Below are 18,990 nucleotides of genomic sequence, written 5' to 3'. Positions count from 1 at the left end.
TGTATTAATTATTAATGTAAACAAATGATTCAGAAATTCAAGAAATTTATGAAGGGTATTTGCTCTTCCGAGAGAATCAAGATGATGTCTCTCATGTTGCTTGTCGGAACGGCAGCAGCGGTGGCTCAGAATTCGGCAGGCGACTATTCTGCGGGTACTACAGCCCTTGGGACTGTGACCACGGAGATAGCCAAGTATGTGCCGTATGTGGTCAAGCTTTGTTATGCTATTGCAGGCGTTGTGGCCGTGGTTGGGGCTATTTCTGTATATATCAAGATGAACAACGAAGAGCAGGATGTCAAGAAGTCTATCATGATGATTGTGGGAGCTTGTATCTTCCTTGTGGCAGCTGCACAAGCATTGCCGTTGTTCTTTGGTGTAAGTAGTTAAATCGTAATGGGCACTGACTCTAACTCTAACTCTGATGACCGGTATGCAGAATACCCGTTGTTCAAGGGGCTGCAAAAACCTCTTGAGTTCATGGGAGTCCAGGGCCGCTACATCTATTGGGCAGCAGGCGCTATCGGTGGAGCCATTATTGGCTTCATCGTGGCCTACTGTCTGATAGGATTTCTTGCGGGTCTGATTGTATTGGTTCTTGCGCTGGGTACAGGTGCAGCTTTTATCTTCATCAAACAGAAAAAAGGGTTGCATAGCAAGAAAAACAACAAGGGGGTATTTATTTACGCCTATTCAAAAAGAGTATGACAAAATTTAAAAGCCAAGATGCAGTATCTATTTATTTTAATCGGAACAATCTTGTTGTCATCCTGTGGCAAAAAGACATCAACGGAACATTTACTGGAAGCCCAACAGACAGCGGAAAAGACAAGAGAAAATTGGGATAACGCCAAACGCTCTTTTGAGATAAATATCGAAGGCTTGTCAACGCAGGAAATGGAAACGTTGCCCTCTATCGGGATTTATACGAATCCGAAGGATGCCACGGAGGAAGAATCGGCAGCTTTTCTGGGGACAGCATTTATAAAGAATGAGAAAGGAAGCTATCAGACAAGCGACCGGAATGCGGTGGCTACGGATTCGACAGCACAGCTATCCGTCTGTTATCCCCACCGCAAAGGGTTAAAAGAGAATGACAGCATTCTGCTGAATGCCCCTTTTGGGGAAAATCTGTACGGGAGGGAAGTGCAACGAGAATATGGTCGCACAGTTTCAATAAAGGTGAATATGGTTAGTGCGATGGCTTTACTTCGCATTACCTGTGGCAGCAACGATGTACAGGATTGGCTCGGAGGGTTGACTATCACCGGTGAAAGAATTTATACAAGGGTTATGTATTTGCCCTATCAAGGAAAGTGGTTTGGCATGACTGCGGATGGTCCCGTCAATGTTCAGCAAGCGGATTGCCTGCTGAACAATGGCAGATCGTTTGACTATTACCTGATTCCGACAGAAACAGCAGGTACGGTTGCCATTCATGCCAAAATAAACCATCAAAATTATACGGTAAAGACTACACTACCGCCTTTGCGTGCAGGGAGTCTGACCCAAATCAATCTTCAAAGGACGTCTGACGGACTGGCTGTAAGTAGCAGTTGGGTAGATACACGTCATGCAGTCCTTGGTAATAACAGGGTTACGGAGGTTGATACCGTGAAAGTTGGCTATTACCTGCAAAAGGGTGGATACATCAGCAGTAAGCGGGATACTTCATCTGTAGCAATTGTCATTCAGACAGACGGGAAGCGTGGTAAAGCGGTAGCATTAGAAGACTGCGAAGGGAAGTTCTGTTTTGGCAGCGGCTTCTTGACCAGTGGGAAGGTGTTCGCTACCATTGACGGAAAACGGAAGGAAGGAATTGTCAATCCTAAACAGGTTCAGGAAGTCGGTGATGCAGAGAAAATCATCTTCAAACCCGGCATTCCATACGGTACGGATTGTGCGCTTGGTTTTACAAACGGTGCGGAACTGACCACGTTGTTGATTGGAAAATCACAGCTGAAAGATGCGGGTGATAAGATGATTGATGAAACGCAAAGGCATCCGGGAAGCTATGTACCCTCTCTTGCTGAAATGACAGCGTTGTATTATCAACTTCGTTGTTCTGAAAGGGATGTTCCATGGAAACAGTTTACCATTCCAAGCGGTGAATACCTGACCAGCAGTGAATCTAGCAGCCAGTCATTCTATATGATGGATATGGAGAACGGTATCATTACCGGGACATTATCCAAACAGTACGCAAAGATGCAGTTGCGTCTTTTCTATCTATTTTAAATAGATAAATAAATAACTATTGCAGTCACTAAATAAATAAAATGCAGTAATGACAATCTATGTAATCCTTTTCTTCGTGGCATTGCTTATAGGCATGGCCGTATCGGTTTATGCTTTCGGTACGGGAGGTAAGCGCCAGCATATCTTTCAGGATATCTATTTTTCTGTGGAAGACACGAATGGGATTGGTGTTATCTATACCAAAACGGGAGAATATTCGGCGGTGCTGAAACTGGATAATCCGGTACAAAAGTATTCGGCGAACATTGACAGTTATTATGAGTTCACTCATCTATTCACCGCTATTGTACAGACATTAGGTGAAGGATATGCCCTGCACAAACAGGACATCTTCACACGAAACCGTTTCGGATTTGCAGGTACAGAGAACAAAGAGTTTCTTTCGAAATCCTATTTTGAATATTTCAAAGGTAGACAATACACGGATAGTTGTACTTATCTCACTATCACGCAGGAAGCCCGGAAGAGTAGCCTGTTCTCGTTCGACAATAAGAAATGGAAGGACTTCCTTGTAAAAATTCGTAAGGTGCAAGACCAGTTGCGTGACGCAGGCGTGCATTCGGAGTTTCTGGATAAAAATGCCGTGAATGAACTGGTAGACCGATGTTTCTCCATGAATTTTACGGACAAGAATACCTCCATGAGTAATTTCAAGGTAGATGAAGAAAGCATCGGGATGGGCGATCATAAATGCAAGGTATATAGCCTTGTGGATGTGGATAGTACCAATCTTCCCGGACTGATACGTCCCTATACCAACATTGAGGTGAATAACACCAGTATGCCGGTAGACTTGCTTTCTATGATAGACAGCATACCCGATGCGCAGACTGTGATCTATAACCAGATGATATTCATTCCCAACCAAAAACGGGAACTGGCCATGTTGGACAAAAAGAAGAACCGGCATGCGAGCATTCCTAACCCCTCCAATGAGATGGCGGTGGAAGACATCAAGCGTGTGCAGGAGACGGTGGCCAGAGAAAGCAAGCAGCTGGTTTATACCCATTTTAACCTGGTGGTATGCTGCGACAAGCAGGCGGACTTGCAGAAGCCGACGAACCATCTGGAGAATTGCTTCGGACGTATAGGCATCCATATCAGTAAAAGAGCCTATAACCAGCTGGAACTCTTTGTGAATTCATTCCCCGGAAATTGCTACGGTATGAATACAGATTATGACCGCTTCCTTACACTTAGCGATGCCGCCACCTGCTTGATGTACAAGGAACGCATCCAGCACAATGAGGAAACGCCTCTCAAAATCTACTATACGGATAGGCAAGGTGTACCGGTCGCGATTGATATAACGGGAAAGGAAGGGCACAACAAGCTGACGGATAATTCTAATTTCTTTTGCCTTGGTCCTTCCGGAAGCGGTAAGAGTTTTCACATGAACAGTGTGGTCAGACAGCTCCATGAACAGAATACCGATGTGGTAATGGTGGATACGGGAAATTCCTACGAAGGGCTTTGCGAGTACCTGAACGGCAGGTATATCAGCTATACGGAAGAGAAACCTATCACCATGAACCCGTTCAACATCCAGCGTACAGAGCTGAATATAGAGAAAGTCAATTTCTTGAAGAACCTGATTCTCCAGATATGGAAAGGCTCGGATGCTACGGCTACCGACCTTGAAATCCGTATTGCCGAACAGATGATTAGCGAGTATTACGAAGTCTGCTTCAACGGTTCCGGCGGTTATGATCCCGCACGCAGGGATGCTGTGACTAAAAAACTCGTAAACGGGGCGAAACGCAAGGCTGCCATACTGGGTGTGGATGTGGAAACCTTACTCGCTAAAGTGCCCGGAACGGTATCCATGCTGGAAGAGAGGCGCAGGGCACTGAAGGTGAAGGAACTTTCGTTTAACAGCTTTTACGAGTTCTCGATTGAGTTGCTTGACATCATCTGTATGGAGAACAACATCACCGAGATAGACTATGATAAATATGCCTATATGATTCAGCCTTTTTACAAAGGAGGGAAATATGAAAAGACGCTTAACGAGCAGGTGGACACCACGTTGTTCAACGAGAGCTTCATCGTATTCGAGGTGGATGCGATCAAAGATAGTAAGGAATTATTCCCGATAGTTACGCTCATTATAATGGACGTGTTTTTACAAAAAATGCGTCTGAAAACGAACAGGAAAGTCCTTGTAATCGAGGAAGCATGGAAAGCGATCGCCTCTCCGCTAATGGCGGAATATATTAAATTTATGTACAAAACCGCTCGTAAATTCTGGGCAAGCGTGGGTGTGGTGACACAGGAGATACAGGACATTATTGATAGCCCGGTGGTAAAAGAAGCCATTATCAATAACTCGGATGTAGTGATGCTGCTCGACCAAAGCAAGTTCAGAGAGCGGTTTGACAACATACAATCCATTCTTGGTCTGACAGACGTGGACTGTAAGAAGATATTCACCATCAATCGCCTTGAGAATAAGGAAAGCCGCTCATTCTTTAAAGAAGTGTTTATCCGCAGAGGATCGACCAGCGGAGTCTATGGGGTGGAAGAATCCAAAGAATGCTACATGACCTACACCACGGAGCGAGCGGAGAAAGAAGCCTTGAAACTTTATAAACGGGAGTTGAGATGCAGTCATCAGGAAGCCATTGAAGCCTATTGCCGGGACTGGAACCTGTCCGGGATTGAAAAATCACTGCCGTTTGCACAAAAAGTGAATCAGGCAGGACATGTACTTAATCTCGCACAAAAGAAACTGAAAGGATAAATAAAGGATTTGATAACAATGAAAAAAACTCTGTTCATACTCATAGCGATCTGTGCCTTTGCCATTCAGGTGAAAGCGCAGTATGTGCGTGTCAACTATGACAAAAAGACGATTGCAGCCATGGCGGGAGCATACGGAACAGAGACGGTTGCCGAAGTCTACTACAACGAGCAGGTACAGAAAATTCTGGATAAGTATAGTGCAGCAGAGGTAGCCACAGCGGGTATCTTTCTGTCCAAATACATGGATCGGAAAGGGTTGACCGAACTTGGTATACTTGCCAGCAGTACAGAGAATTATTATTACCGCCGCATCTACAATCTTGTCAGTGCGAAAATCATGCCTAAAATATGGACCGTGGCAGGGTTGATGCTCCGCTCTCCACAGACCGCTCTCTACTGGGGCAGCTATCTAATGAAAATCTGCACCGAGACGAAAAGCCTCTGTATGCAGTTTGAATCGGTAGTGACGAACAGTGAACTGTCGTTCAAGGACATTGCCTTTCTGGAACTTGATCCAAGAATCGCTGCCCTCTTCAAACTCTCCGAGTCCGGAGATATTGACTGGCAAACGATGTTTGATGATTTCGGTAATATCTCCAGTAATTTCACCAAAGAGAACCTTCAGGAAGATATAGACAAACTGTATAACATGGGAGTTGATTTGGCTACGACCGGAGGTGATAACCTGTCGGAGCGGATATTGGGTAGTAGCAGTTTCGACGAACTTCTTCAGGGAAAGACTAAAACGGTGATTAATGCCGCGAAAGGAAGCTATAAACTTTATGAGCAGATGGATAAATCCATCGGAGGCACGTTGCTGTCGTTGGTTGGTGTACAGGACAATGTAAGTAACCTGTTCAAGATGAGTGACTATAACCTGACCTCATGGATGACGGATTATCTGCATGAAGCAGTGGGACAATATTATACCCAAAGGTGGTATATCTATCGACGGGATGCCGGAAGTGAGACTCTTTGCAACTACAATCCGCCCACAGATGATAACAGTGTCATCAATGGCGGCGAATGGGTACGTTTTGAAACGGGTGATGCCGGTTTCTATCCCAATGCGGCACAAGTGGAACAGATATTGAGTAATTCGGAAAGATATGCCGGATGGTCGAGAACCAAGGTGAACGGGCTGAATAACGGCAATGACGGCTATACCTATTCAATCAACTACTGGCGTAACGGCTATGTCATTTCAAGAAACGGAAAGCAGACAAAGAAAGCATACGCTTACAGTATCTCCGTAACAAAGAACTGGAACCATACGGAAGTCATTTATGAGGATTTATTTGATTCCTACACCATGGACTTGAGTGCGTTCAAGGCACAACTGACCGCAAGGCTGTCGGAATACAACGACAACGAAGAGGGTTATACCTATTATATAGGTAGCGATGCCAAGAAATACTATCAGGCAACGGATGCCGCTAAGCTGAAAGGTTGCGAAAGTGTAATTATCAGCGTGACCTGTAGTGATGGTGCCACGCTTAACTCCGGTACCACTTCCTATAAATGTCGCACGTGTGGAGGTAGCCTGAATGCCCACACCAAAGAGTGTGTGATGCAAACCTCTCTTTCGGGAAACGAAAGTCTGGATTTGTCCGAACTAGATGAAAAAGAAAGAGAATACCAAGAGAAGATCGGTCTATTACAAAGTCAGATCGACCAACTGGAAAAGGAGAATGCCGACCTGATAAAGAAGATAGCGTCTGCCAGTGTGGAAGATGCAGCCAAATACAGGCAGCAATATAACCAGAATAAGAGCCAGATAACACAGTTGCAAACGGAGCTTGCCGCCTGGCAAAAGAAAATGGAAGATCTGGCGGAAGCCCGTGCTGAAGCGAACGAAGACAATTCCGTGCCGACAGATGACTATTACCGTATACCGGCTATCCTGCAAGATTGTAAGATAGCTTATAGCCTGACATGGCAAGGTGACGGGTGGTGGGAAGGCTATAGCTATCTGAGGAAAGCGACTGCTCCCAACATCAAGGGGACTGTCACTTTCAAAGCTACCGTGATCATTGCCCGAAAACCGAAATACTTCCTTGGCATCAAGATACACCGCGCCATCGTACAAATCAGTTGGGAATTGACCGCAGAATATACTGATACGGAGGTAGTGGATATATTGCAACTCGACCCTCAAAAGAGCGATGCTGACAAAGCTAAGGAAGTAAACAACCGGATATCGGAGATAGCCAGACAATATCCTAACTGCCAGGTAAACACGGAGTATATGAAGAGTGCTCCACCAGAAGAAGATCAGAGTGAAGATGTCTATCATCTATTGTGGTCGTCGGACAGATTGCAAGTTGCCCGACAGGTAGATACCCGGCTGACGAAAATCTATGCCGATCTGGTATCGTTGGAAAAGATGATGCACTACAAACGCTCGATCATAGATGTATTGAAAGACATTGCACCAGCTATCCGTGATGACCAAGGCAGGAGATTGACACTGGTAGAACAATGCCGGAAACGGTGGTTGCGTGGAGCCGCCAACAGTCTACACTCGGTGGATTATAATGGAAAATATGAGGAGGAATGATTATGAAAGAAGTACATATTATTATATTACTGACAGTAATCCTCCTATTTCCTATTAAGGCGAGTGCCCAGTGGGGATTTGATGTGCCGGCAGTGGAAGCCTATATCAATGACCACAAGCAACAACGAAGCTTATTGCTGGCACGTTCCACTCTGGAACTCAGCAACCAACTTCTACATGAATACAGTAGTGAGGCAACGGTGGACTATAAGAATCTGAATGTGGATCTGGATAAATATACCCGTGCCTTTGATGTGATAGATGTGCTTTACCAGTCGTTGCGTACCAGTCTGAATGTCTATTCCACCTATCAGTCTGTGAGCGATAGAATACAGGATTACAAAAACCTGTTGGAAGACTATAACAGCAAAGTGCTGAAACGCAACAAGCTCTCTTTGGGTGATACGCTACTGATCGGTATTAACCTGCGCTGCATACAAAAAATAAGCGATGAAGGTGATCAACTTTATCGCTCGCTCGGCGATCTTGTACTCTATGCTACCGGCGCGGCCGCCTGCTCCACCTTTGACCTGCTATTGGTACTGGAAAGTATCAACACCGGGCTGGACAATATAGAGAAGCATCTGAATAAATCCTACTTTGAGACGTGGCGGTATATCCAGCTACGCATGGGATATTGGAAGGAATCCATCTATCGGAGCAAAAGCAAATCCGAAATCATAGAGGATGCATTCGGCAGATGGAGAGAATCAGGATTGAACCCCTATAAAAATAAGTAAATGATGAAGAGAATCTTATTCCTATCGGCAATGGTAATGGGCATTTGCCCTTTGGCAAAGGCGCAAAGCGTCACGTATAATCACGATGATGCCAAGATGAATCAGATAACCGTAATGGAAATCGGTTCGGGAGGGTTGACTCCCTCACTGTACTATACCCTTCTGCATAAATCTTATCAGAAGAGCGCATTGAGCAAAAACAAGCTGGCTTACAGAACGACTGCCGGGCTAAACCTCTATGCACAGGTGGATGAAGCCGAAGCGCTGGACTCCGCCCTGAACCAACGGGCAAAGATTGAAGCCCTGAATGTGGCAGACCGAAGCGGAGGTGCACTGGACCTGGCATGGATGGCGGAGAGTGGCAAGCTGAATAGCAAGATGGCGGACTTTGAGCGGAATATTCGCCGGATATTGGAAGCGGGCGGTACAGCCAATGAGCAGGAACACTGGATAGCATATTATAATGTATATCAATGTGCCATCAAAGCGGCACAAAATGCCTATATGCCCAATGCCCAGCGAAAAAAGGAATACCTACGTATCTATGCGGATGTGGCACGGAAAAATGAAACACTCATTCTTTACATCGTGCGGCTCTCCAATGCCCGAAAGACTTCGGAACTACTGGCGGCTACGGGTAATAGAGAGAATCACAAAGCACAAATTGTGAGAAACGCACTCTCCCGTTGGAGAGATGCAGGTTGGAGTACCAGCAGACATGGATTGGAAGAATAATAACATAAAACAACAAACGTATGGCAAGTAACATACTTTCGGATTTTGGCATCAATATTCTCGAAGAAGAGATAGATGACATCATCTTTCAGACCAATGAATTTCTTTGTGATGCGACCTTCACTGGTTCGCAAGGTCCTTTTTGGTGGATATTGCAGATGTGTATGGCACTGGCGGCGCTCTTCTCCATCATCGTAGCCGGAGGAATGGCTTATAAGATGATGGTGAAGCACGAGCCTTTGGATGTGATGAAACTGTTCAAACCACTGATGATAGCCATCATTCTGTCATGGTGGTATCCACCGGCAGATACGGGCATGAACCGCAGCGGAAGTAGCTGGTGCGTATTGGACTTTCTATCTTATATCCCCAACGCCATCGGTTCCTATACACATGACCTCTATGAAGCGGAAGCCGCACAGATAACGGATAAGTTTCAGGAGGTGCAGGAATTGATATACGTGAGAGACACCATGTACACCAACCTACAGGCGCAAGCCGACGTAGCCCGTTCGGGAACCTCCGACCCCAACCTGATAGAGTCTACGATGGAGCATGCAGGAGTGGATGAAGTAACTAATATGGAGAAAGACGCGAGCAGGCTGTGGTTCACTTCACTGGTGAGCGGAGCAACTGTGTGCATAGATAAAATAGTGATGGTGATTGCTTTAATTGTATTCCGTATCGGGTGGTGGGCGACGATCTACTGTCAGCAAATATTGCTCGGTATGCTCACTATCTTCGGTCCGATACAGTGGGCTTTCAGCCTGTTGCCGAAATGGGAAGGCGCCTGGGCGAAATGGCTGACAAGGTATCTGACGGTGCATTTCTATGGAGCGATGCTTTACTTCGTGGGGTTCTACGTGTTGCTGCTTTTTGATATCGTGCTCTGCATACAGGTGGAAAACCTAACGGCAATAACCACTTCGGAGCAGACAATGGCAGCCTACCTGCAAAATTCTTTCTTCTCGGCAGGCTATTTGATGGCAGCAAGCATCGTGGCGCTGAAATGCCTGAATCTTGTACCGGATTTGGCGGCATGGATGGTACCGGAAGGAGACACAGCATTTTCTACCCGAAACTTCGGTGAAGGTGTGGCGCAACAGGCAAAGATGACAGCAAGTGGAGCGGTAACTTCAGTAACAGGAGGAATGATGAGATAGAAGCCTCCGTAGCCCTACGGAACCATGAACCTCGGGTCATTTGCCTCTCCGTAGGCCTACGGAACCATGAACGTCGGTCGGTTTGCCCTTCCTACTGCGGTAGGAACCATGAACGTCGGGTCATTTGCCCCTCCTACTGCAGTAGGAACCATGAATGTCGGGTCGTTTGCCCTTCCTACTGCGGTAGGAACCATGAATGTCGGGTCGTTTGCCCTTCCTACTGCGGTAGGAACCATGAACGTCGGGTAGTTTGCCCTTCCGACGACGGTAAATCAGATTAAATAAGCGTATAAACAAAGAAAAATATGGTCATTAAAAACTTAGAAAACAAAATCAGGCTTGTCACGATCATCTGCGGATTCTTTCTTGTCGGATGTATCCTGATTAGCATATCCAGCATCTGGACTGCACGGAGCATGGTAGTCGATGCCCAACAAAAAGTATATGTATTGGATGGGAATGTGCCTATCCTTGTGCAACGAACCACCATGCAGGAAACTCTTGATGTAGAAGCGAAAAGTCATGTGGAGATGTTCCACCACTACTTCTTTACCCTGGCACCTGACGATAAGTACATCAGATACACCATGGAAAAAGCGATGTATCTGGTGGATGAAACAGGACTGGCACAATACAATACCTTGAAAGAAAAAGGTTTTTATAACAATATCATGGGTACGAGTGCGGTGTTCAGTATCTTCTGTGACAGCATCAGGTTTGATAAAGAGAAGATGGAATTTACCTATTATGGTCGGCAGCGCATCGAGCGCAGGACAAGTATCCTGACTCGCGAACTGGTAACAGCAGGACAGCTTAAACGAGTGCCAAGAACGGACAATAATCCGCATGGGTTGCTGGTAATGAACTGGCGAACCTTATTGAATAAAGATATTGAACAAAAAACTAAAAATAACTACTGATATGAGCTGGAAGAAAATGATACTCGGCGAAAAGATGCCTGATAAGGACGATCCGAAATATAAGAAGCGGTATGAAAGTGAAGTGACAGCCGGTCGCAAGACCGCCAGACTACTGAAGATAGATAAGGCGGCTAGTGCTGTGCAGCAGTTTGCCTGCAAATATCCGAAATGGTTTCTGACCATCGTGTTTGCTATCGTACTGAGCAGCCTGGCATTTAATATCTACCGTGTGGTAGCCGTGAGCCGGATGCAGAAGACAGAGCAACACACAACCGCTACGGAGCGACAGGAAAAATTACTCAAACAAAAATATCACCGCAATGATAACAGATAAGATAAACTTCAAACAGCCGAAGTATATGCTTCCTGCCATCCTCTATCCCCTTTTGCTGATAGCCGGATATCTGATTTTCGACATCTTTGATACCGAAACAGCGGAAAAACCTAACGCGCTTCAAACCACAGAGTTTCTGAATCCGGAACTGCCACAGGCACAGATTAAGAATGATGGCATAGGCAGCAAGTACGAGAGCATGGTGAAGTCCTACGGAAAGATTCAGGACTACTCGGCCGTAGAGAACATTGACAGAAATGACGAAGACGAAAACAAAGAAGATTATGATTCGAAATACTCCAAAGATGATCTTGCCCTGCTGGATATGGAAGCAGCCCAACGAACAGAAGAGATACAGGAAAAGCTCCGGCAAAGTGCGGAAAAAGGGAAAATGCTGATGACGGACTCCACCGGCATTCAACCGCTCAGCGAAGCGGAACGGCTGGCACGCAGCAAGCAACGAGAACAAGAGGCATTGGCAGAATTGCAAAAAGCACTTGCCGAAGCCCGGCTGAGTGGTCAGAAAAGCGTGGGAGAACTGGCTGAAAATACAGACAATACAGGAAACAGGCAGGCCGCAGTGATAGGTAAAATAGAGGTGAACGAAAATGAAGTGAACAGTATCGACGAGAATGCTACAAGTAGTACGGTAGTAAAACTTGTAAAGAAACCATCGGATTATTTCCACACTTTGGCTGAGAATGAACCCGAGCCGAAACTGATAAAAGCCATTATTGATGAAGATATCAAGGCTGTGGACGGGTCGAGGATAAGGCTTCGGCTGTTGGATGATGTAGAAATCGGTGAGTTGGTGGTACCCAAAGGAGCTTATCTCTACGCCACGATGAACGGATTCGGTAGCCAACGGGTGAAAGGCAATGTGAAAAGCCTGATGGTGGCGGATGAACTGGTGAAGGTAAATCTTTCCATTTATGATACGGACGGATTGGAAGGCCTTTATGTACCCAGTAGCACATTCAGAGAGACAAGCAAGGATGTGGCAAGCAGCGCCTTGGGCAGCAATGTAAATATGAACAACGGGACAACCGGCAATAGTTTTACGCAATGGGGGATGCAAGCTGTACAGAACGCTTACCAGCGAACCAGTAATGCGATTTCCAAGTCAGTAAAGAAAAACAAGGCGAAGCTGAAATACGGAACATTTGTGTATCTCGTGAATGACAAAGAGAAGAAATGACAGATTAAATAATAACCAGATATGAATATTAAACAGAAGATTGCAGCCCTTGTATATGGACTGCTGGCAGTATCTCCCACCTTCGCACAACAGACTTACGAAGAGATGGAACAGATAACCGTAAATGAACAGGTGACTACCGTCATCACCGCTTCAGAACCGATTCGATTTGTGGATATCTCCACCGATAAGGTGGCAGGCGACCAACCCATCAATAATACCATCCGGTTGAAACCCAAAGAAGGTGGTCATGAAGACGGCGAGGTACTGGCCATCGTAACGATAGTGACGGAACGTTACCGCACGCAATATGCTTTATTATACACTACAAGGATGAAAGAAGCGGTGAGCGACAAAGAGATACAGCTTATGGAAAGACAGGCCTACCGTAATCCGGCCGTGAGCCTGTCCACCGAAGAGATGTACCGCTATGCCCGGCAGATATGGACTTCTCCGGCAAAGTTCAGGAATGTGAGTACCAGGCAACACCGGATGACCATGCGGCTGAACAACGTCTATGCCGTGGGTGACTATTTCTTTATCGACTATTCGGTAGAGAACCGCACGAATATCCGATTTGACATTGATGAAGTGCGCATCAAACTGGCAGATAAAAAAGTATCGAAAGCGACCAATTCGCAAATCATCGAGTTGAAGCCTGAAATGACCTTGGAACAGACAAAATCCTTTCTGCACGGGTATCGGAATGTGATGGTTATCAAGAAACTGACTTTCCCCAATGACAAGGTATTGACTATTGAGATGAGTGAGAAACAGATTTCCGGCAGAACTATTGTTCTCAACATAGACTATGAAGATGTACTGAGTGCAGACAGTTTTAATAACGCTTTACTAAGAGAGGAATGAAAAAGATAGTGATGATATTGGTAGTAACCTTGACAATGGCTACTACAGCATGGGCAGATGACCGGAACGGAAGAATACAAATAGGAACCGGACTGCTCTACGAGAATGGTATGGATTTGACTATCGGCTATGAATACGAGACAAAGTATCATAACGCATGGGAGTTTTTTGGCAATGCCTATCTGAAGTGGGCTGAATGTGCTTCCTGCGGACATGTCTGCCCTGAATCGTTTTGGAACAATTACAGAACATGGGGATTGGGTGTGGCTTACAAACCTTGCGTAGTGAGGGGACGCAACCATTATGGAAGTTTACGGTTTGGTGGTTCACTGGGTTCCGGCAGCAGTAGTATATTAGGTGGTATTCACGTAGGCTATGAACATAGCTATTCTCTGAAAAAAGGGTGGCAACTCTACTGGCAGGTGAAAAGTGATATCATGATCGAAGGTAAAGACCTGTTTCGCACAGGTATAGTAATCGGAGTAAAAATACCAACCAGATGAAAAATATATTATTAATATGTATGAGCGCCGTCCTCCTGACGGCTTGTGATAGTCATCAGGACTTTCCGGACACCGCTATGAAGGTAGGGCATATTCTGTGTACAGGCGGGCAGGTGCTATCCTATGGGGATTATAAGGAATCGGGTGAGGAAGCCATCGGAGTTGTGTTCTATCTGAACCGTGATTCGGAAACGGAAGGGAAGGGGTATGCCGTATATCTACATGATATAGCTTCCGAATCCTTTGCGGACAGTATCGGAGTAAATCAGGGTACATCGGTGGATGTGAATGCATTGGACGGGAACGCCAACACCTTTGCCCTTTTCACTACGACAGATGTGTCATCCCCTTTGGCAAAAAGTGTATTTGATATCTGGAGCTACGGACAGAGTGCCTATATCCCGTCGGTGGCACAAATGAGACTGCTCTACGGAGTGAAAGAGAGTGTGAACCGCTACCTTGAACTTTGCGGGGGAGATTTGCTACCTGATAATCCTGACAGATGTTGGTACTGGACATCTACCGAAGTAAAAGGACAGCAAATTGCCAAGGCATGGCTGTATTCCATGGGAAGTGGAGCCATGCAGGAAACACCGAAACTGCAAGCGCATAAGGCGAGAGCGATTATAACCATTAATGAATAACAAGTATATAATACATGGAAGAAAGCAAAGAACTGCAAGGAGCTTACAAGATATTCAGGGCGGTGATTTATATCTCTATCCTGATGGAATTTTTCGTGTATGCCATTTCACCGGAGATGCTGGACCATTGGAACGGCATACTCTGTGATGTGCATGATCGCATCAAGACGTGGTTTATCTACCAAGATGGAAATCTTGTTTACAGCAAGATAGCAACTTTTGCGCTTATCTGCATCACATGTGTAGGCACGAGGAACAAGAAGCATCTGGAGTTTGATGCCAGAAGGCAGGTACTCTATCCGTTGGTTAGTGGTGTAGCGTTGCTGATAGCAGCGGTGTGGCTCTTTGGTTTTACCATGAATGTACGGTTGTACAGCTTGCCACTGAATATCATCCTGTATATGGGAACAACTATAGCCGGAACTATCCTGGTGCATGTGGCATTGGATAATATTTCGAAGTTCCTGAAAGAAGGGCTGCTGAAAGACCGCTTTAACCTTGAGAACGAAAGTTTCGAGCAATGTACACAGTTACAGGAAAATCTATATTCGGTGAATATTCCAATGCGTTTCTATTATAAAGGTAAATTTCGCAAAGGATTCTGCAATATCTCCAATCCATTCAGGGGAACGTGGGTGGTAGGAACTCCGGGATCAGGTAAGACGTTTTCCATAATAGAACCATTTATCCGGCAGCACTCCGCCAAAGGTTTTGCCATGGTGGTGTATGACTACAAGTTTCCCACCTTAGCAGAGAAACTATACTATCATTACAGGAAAAATCAGGAACTTGGCAAGGTGCCCGAAGGCTGCAAGTTCAATATCATCAACTTTGTGAATGTGGAATACAGTCGGAGGGTGAATCCCATTCAGCAGAAATATATTCAGAACTTGGCTGCGGCCAGTGAAACGGCTGAAACTTTGCTTGAATCCCTACAAAAGGGAAAGAAAGAAGGAGGTGGGGGCAGCGATCAGTTCTTTCAGACATCGGCAGTCAATTTCCTGGCTGCATGCATCTACTTTTTTGTGAACTATGAACGGGAACCTTACGATGAGAACGGCAATCGGTTGTATGCGGAAAAGGCGCAAGACAAGGAAACGAAATTTTGGAAACCGACAGGTGTAGTGCGTGACAAAAAAGGTGGTGAGATTGTCCAGCCTGCCTATTGGTTGGGCAAGTACTCCGATATGCCGCATATCCTTTCGTTTCTCAATGAAAGCTACAAAACTATTTTTGAGGTATTGGAAACAGACAATGAAGTGGCGCCATTACTTGGCCCGTTTCAAACTGCACTGAAGAACAAGGCGATGGAACAATTGGAGGGTATGATTGGTACGCTGCGTGTTTATACCAGCCGGTTGGCGACCAAAGAGTCCTATTGGGTATTCCATAAAGACGGTGATGATTTTGATTTGAAAGTCAGTGATCCGAAGAACCCAAGCTATCTGCTGATAGCCAATGATCCGGAGATGGAGAGTATTATCGGAGCTTTGAACGCTTTGATTCTAAACCGGCTGGTTACGAGAGTGAATACAGGGCAAGGTAAGAATATTCCGGTGAGCATCATTGTAGATGAGTTGCCGACATTGTATTTCCATAAGATAGACCGGCTGATAGGTACTGCCCGGAGCAATAAGGTAAGCGTAGCTTTGGGCTTTCAGGAACTTCCGCAATTAGAATCTGATTACGGCAAGGTTGGTATGCAGAAAATCATCACAACGGTTGGTAATGTGGTTGCCGGTTCTGCCCGTGCAAAAGAAACGTTGGAGTGGCTGAGCAATGATATTTTCGGTAAGGTGGTGCAGCTCAAGAAAGGTGTCACCATTGACCGGGACAAGACCTCGATCAATCTGAATGAGAATATGGACAACCTTGTTCCGGCAAGCAAGATTTCCGATTTGCCTACCGGTTGGATATGTGGCCAAGCGGCACGTGACTTTATGAAAACCAAGGTCGGCAAGAACGGAAACATGAACATTCAGGAATCGGATGAATTCAAGACTTCGAAGTTTTACTGTAAGACGGATTTTGATATGGCGGAGATAAAGAGAGAGGAAGCTGATTATGAAAACTATCCACTTCCCCGATTCTATACTTTCAAATCGAAGGAAGAACGAGAACGGATACTTTACAGGAACTTCGTGGAAGTGGGGCAGGAGGTAAAGGCTATGATTGAGGATGTGCTGAATAAGAGAGGGGCTATCTGAAGTTTTGTATTATCAAAAGTTATTTTCAATAATGGAAGCATTGAATGGAGGGGAAAGAGTGATCTTAAACAAATTTGGGACATTTTTGACAAGAGAACGTCCCGAAAAGGAAAGTGTGAATCCAAAGACTAAAATACCAGTTTTTTTGGAGGCTGAAAAAATGTTAAATTTTGGGCAACTCCAGATTTTATAGGAAAAACAACCTCAAAAAAACATGAACAGGATAGCTAGTGTAAAGATTGAGTGAGATTGCGTATTGTCTGTGAGGTTTGTATAAATCTATTGCCCATAAATAGATAATATAGTTTTATAACTAATTCTTATTCTGCGTTGGAGGAATCCTATCCTCTACGTATTGAAAAAATATTTCCTTATATCCTTCTGTTACATGAATAACCTCATCTGCAATATAAATGCAATTGTTTCTATCAATTGCTTTTATCTGATTCAATGCTACGATATATGACCGATGAACACGCATAAATCTATCTTTTGGCAATAAACCTTCTACCGCCTTCATCGTTAAGTGAGTAATTAATGGACGCTTTTCATCCTTTAAATAAATACGTACATAGTCTTTTAATCCGCTTACATACAGAATATCGTTTATATCGACTTGCCTGAGTTGATTATCCATCCGGATATAAATGGAAGAGTTTTTTCTGTCTGGTTCATTTTTGTTGTTGATCAGATTAAACCATTGTTTGGCTTTCTCTGCTGCATTCAAGAATTTATGATACCGGATAGGTTTTAATAGGAAATCAAGCGCATTCACTTCATAGCTTTCAAAAGCGTATTCTTTGAAGGCAGTAGTAAAAATGATCTTTGTTTCGAGCGGAACCATGCGTGAAAGGTTCAATCCGTCGAGATCGGGCATCTGGATATCCAGAAAAACAAGATGGACAGGATTACCTTTCAAGGCAGAGAGTGCCTGTACAGGGTCGTCAAATGATGCCGACAACCTCAAGAAAGGAGTACGATTGATGTAATCTTCCAGCATTTTGATAGCCAATGGTTCATCGTCTACAACTATACAGGTGAGGTCTGTCATAAGCAATTCTGTAGGGTAATTTGTGCAAAATAAATATCATTCTTTACTTCCTGTACATATTGATACCTACCGGGGTAGGTTAGTTCAAGGCGACGACGGAGATTCTCTAATCCTATTCCAGAACCAATACGGTCGGACTCAATCTTGATGTGGATGCTGTTTTCGCAGGTAAATATAAGGTCGCTGCCTTGTGCTTTGAAATTGATATGTATAAAAGAAGGCTTGCGGCTATTGACACCATGTTTGAATGCATTTTCTATTAGCGAGATAAAAAGCAATGGCACTATCATGGACGGTTTTGAAGGTACGTTTAGTTCCACTTCTATGGTTGTTAGCTCATTGCAGCGGAGTTTCATCAGATCGATATAATTGTGCATGAATTCTATTTCTCCTTCAACCGGTACGAGATCGTGGTTGGAGTCGTACAACGTATAGCGCAATAAGTCGCTCAACTGACCGATGCTCTCTTGGGCACCATCTGCATTTATTTGCACGAGGCTTGAAATGTTGTTTAACGTATTAAACAGGAAGTGAGGATTCAATTGACTCTTTAGCCAAGCCAGTTCTGCCTCCGCATTCCTTTGTTTTTCTTCTTTCAGACGCATCTGCATATTGTTCCAGCGGATAATGTATCGAAACCCCGTGGCACAGCCTATCAAGAGAACGCTAAAAAGAAAAGCGACGCCTACAATGGACCAGAATGCTGGTCTTAATTCTCCTTGCATGTGTTGGAACATGCCGGTAAACATCCACAGATGGCTGACGATCAGGATTGCCACATTGATAAGGAAGAATGCCGGGAGATGCCTGCGAAAAAGGAACCGGGGTACCAACCAGTAGAAGTTCATAAAATAGATGAGAACGGAGGGCAGAACGTGCTTGAAAGTTCCTCTCAAAACACCTATAATGCGTTCTCCGCTACCGTGCGACACGAAATCAATCATGGCAGGTAGAAACAGGATGGCTACCCAGAATAATATCTGTGAACTGACAATAGCAAGGTTCTTACCCGAATGTGTCATATCGTTTATCTTTTTGCCAAAAATAGCCATTTATTTTGTTTT

The 18,990-nt window shown here is 44.9% G+C and carries 19 protein-coding genes; 17 read left to right on the top strand and 2 right to left on the bottom strand.

Translation table 11 applies throughout. From position 1 onward, the window contains the following. The first annotated feature begins 24 nt into the window (after positions 1-24). The 17 genes from D0T85_RS02905 (at position 25) to D0T85_RS23160 (ending at position 17,068) form a co-directional block, all read left to right on the top strand. Positions 25-390, top strand: coding sequence for a DUF4134 domain-containing protein (locus tag D0T85_RS02905; protein WP_163210068.1), 366 nt, complete (start codon positions 25-27; stop codon positions 388-390). 6 nt (positions 391-396) lie between these two features. Beyond that, positions 397-708 carry a DUF4133 domain-containing protein gene (locus D0T85_RS02900; RefSeq protein WP_163210066.1) on the top strand — a complete coding sequence of 104 codons (312 nt, stop codon included), beginning with the start codon at positions 397-399 and terminating at the stop codon, positions 706-708. An 18-nt stretch (positions 709-726) separates the two neighbouring features. Next, entirely contained in the window at positions 727-2,238 is a 1,512-nt protein-coding gene (locus D0T85_RS02895) for a hypothetical protein (RefSeq protein ID WP_163210064.1), read from the top strand. 49 nt (positions 2,239-2,287) lie between these two features. Then, positions 2,288-5,002 carry a conjugal transfer protein TraG gene (locus D0T85_RS02890; RefSeq protein WP_163210062.1) on the top strand — a complete coding sequence of 905 codons (2,715 nt, stop codon included), beginning with the start codon at positions 2,288-2,290 and terminating at the stop codon, positions 5,000-5,002. Between the two features lie 18 nt (positions 5,003-5,020). Further along, a complete protein-coding gene (locus D0T85_RS02885) occupies positions 5,021-7,564 on the top strand; it encodes a hypothetical protein (protein WP_163210060.1) in 2,544 nt (847 codons plus the stop codon). 2 nt (positions 7,565-7,566) lie between these two features. Then, positions 7,567-8,304: a hypothetical protein gene (locus D0T85_RS02880; protein WP_163210164.1), complete on the top strand. Its 738-nt coding sequence runs from the start codon at positions 7,567-7,569 to the stop codon at positions 8,302-8,304. A 3-nt stretch (positions 8,305-8,307) separates the two neighbouring features. Beyond that, the gene (locus D0T85_RS02875; RefSeq protein WP_163210162.1) at positions 8,308-9,039 is read left to right on the top strand and encodes a DUF5045 domain-containing protein; all 732 of its coding nucleotides are present in this window, start codon (positions 8,308-8,310) and stop codon (positions 9,037-9,039) included. Positions 9,040-9,059: 20 nt separating this feature from the next. Then, positions 9,060-10,202: a hypothetical protein gene (locus tag D0T85_RS02870; RefSeq protein WP_163210058.1), complete on the top strand. Its 1,143-nt coding sequence runs from the start codon at positions 9,060-9,062 to the stop codon at positions 10,200-10,202. Between the two features lie 66 nt (positions 10,203-10,268). Further along, positions 10,269-10,451, top strand: coding sequence for a hypothetical protein (locus tag D0T85_RS02865; protein WP_163210056.1), 183 nt, complete (start codon positions 10,269-10,271; stop codon positions 10,449-10,451). Between the two features lie 56 nt (positions 10,452-10,507). Further along, positions 10,508-11,122, top strand: coding sequence for a conjugative transposon protein TraK (traK, locus tag D0T85_RS02860; protein WP_163210054.1), 615 nt, complete (start codon positions 10,508-10,510; stop codon positions 11,120-11,122). 1 nt (position 11,123) lies between these two features. Next, positions 11,124-11,456 (top strand): hypothetical protein, encoded by a 333-nt coding sequence (locus D0T85_RS02855; protein WP_163210052.1) that lies wholly within the window; start codon positions 11,124-11,126, stop codon positions 11,454-11,456. After that, positions 11,443-12,654 carry a conjugative transposon protein TraM gene (gene traM, locus D0T85_RS02850; protein WP_163210050.1) on the top strand — a complete coding sequence of 404 codons (1,212 nt, stop codon included), beginning with the start codon at positions 11,443-11,445 and terminating at the stop codon, positions 12,652-12,654. The genes D0T85_RS02855 and traM overlap by 14 nt, the downstream gene beginning before the upstream one ends. A 21-nt stretch (positions 12,655-12,675) precedes the next feature. Then, positions 12,676-13,521: a conjugative transposon protein TraN gene (gene traN, locus D0T85_RS02845; protein ID WP_163210048.1), complete on the top strand. Its 846-nt coding sequence runs from the start codon at positions 12,676-12,678 to the stop codon at positions 13,519-13,521. After that, the gene (locus D0T85_RS02840) at positions 13,518-14,024 is read left to right on the top strand and encodes a hypothetical protein (RefSeq protein ID WP_163210046.1); all 507 of its coding nucleotides are present in this window, start codon (positions 13,518-13,520) and stop codon (positions 14,022-14,024) included. The genes traN and D0T85_RS02840 overlap by 4 nt, the downstream gene beginning before the upstream one ends. A 20-nt stretch (positions 14,025-14,044) precedes the next feature. Further along, complete coding sequence (locus D0T85_RS02835) at positions 14,045-14,668, top strand: DUF1566 domain-containing protein (RefSeq protein ID WP_370459922.1); 624 nt, start codon at positions 14,045-14,047, stop codon at positions 14,666-14,668. A gap of 14 nt (positions 14,669-14,682) precedes the next feature. Beyond that, complete coding sequence (locus tag D0T85_RS02830) at positions 14,683-16,875, top strand: type IV secretory system conjugative DNA transfer family protein (RefSeq protein WP_163210041.1); 2,193 nt, start codon at positions 14,683-14,685, stop codon at positions 16,873-16,875. A 31-nt stretch (positions 16,876-16,906) separates the two neighbouring features. Continuing rightward, positions 16,907-17,068 carry an HU family DNA-binding protein gene (locus D0T85_RS23160; protein ID WP_163210039.1) on the top strand — a complete coding sequence of 54 codons (162 nt, stop codon included), beginning with the start codon at positions 16,907-16,909 and terminating at the stop codon, positions 17,066-17,068. A 120-nt stretch (positions 17,069-17,188) separates the two neighbouring features. Here the strand turns inward: D0T85_RS23160 and D0T85_RS02820 are convergent, their stop codons facing one another. Both D0T85_RS02820 and D0T85_RS02815 read right to left on the bottom strand, forming a co-directional pair. Continuing rightward, entirely contained in the window at positions 17,189-17,926 is a 738-nt protein-coding gene (locus D0T85_RS02820; protein ID WP_163210037.1) for a LytTR family DNA-binding domain-containing protein, read from the bottom strand. Then, positions 17,923-18,978, bottom strand: coding sequence for a sensor histidine kinase (locus tag D0T85_RS02815; protein WP_239060626.1), 1,056 nt, complete (start codon positions 18,976-18,978; stop codon positions 17,923-17,925). The genes D0T85_RS02820 and D0T85_RS02815 overlap by 4 nt, the downstream gene beginning before the upstream one ends. Between the last annotated feature and the right edge of the window lie 12 nt (positions 18,979-18,990).

Source organism: Bacteroides sp. 519, assembly GCF_010500955.1.
Lineage (GTDB): Bacteria > Bacteroidota > Bacteroidia > Bacteroidales > Bacteroidaceae > Bacteroides.
This window is presented reverse-complemented; position numbering and strand designations above follow the sequence as displayed.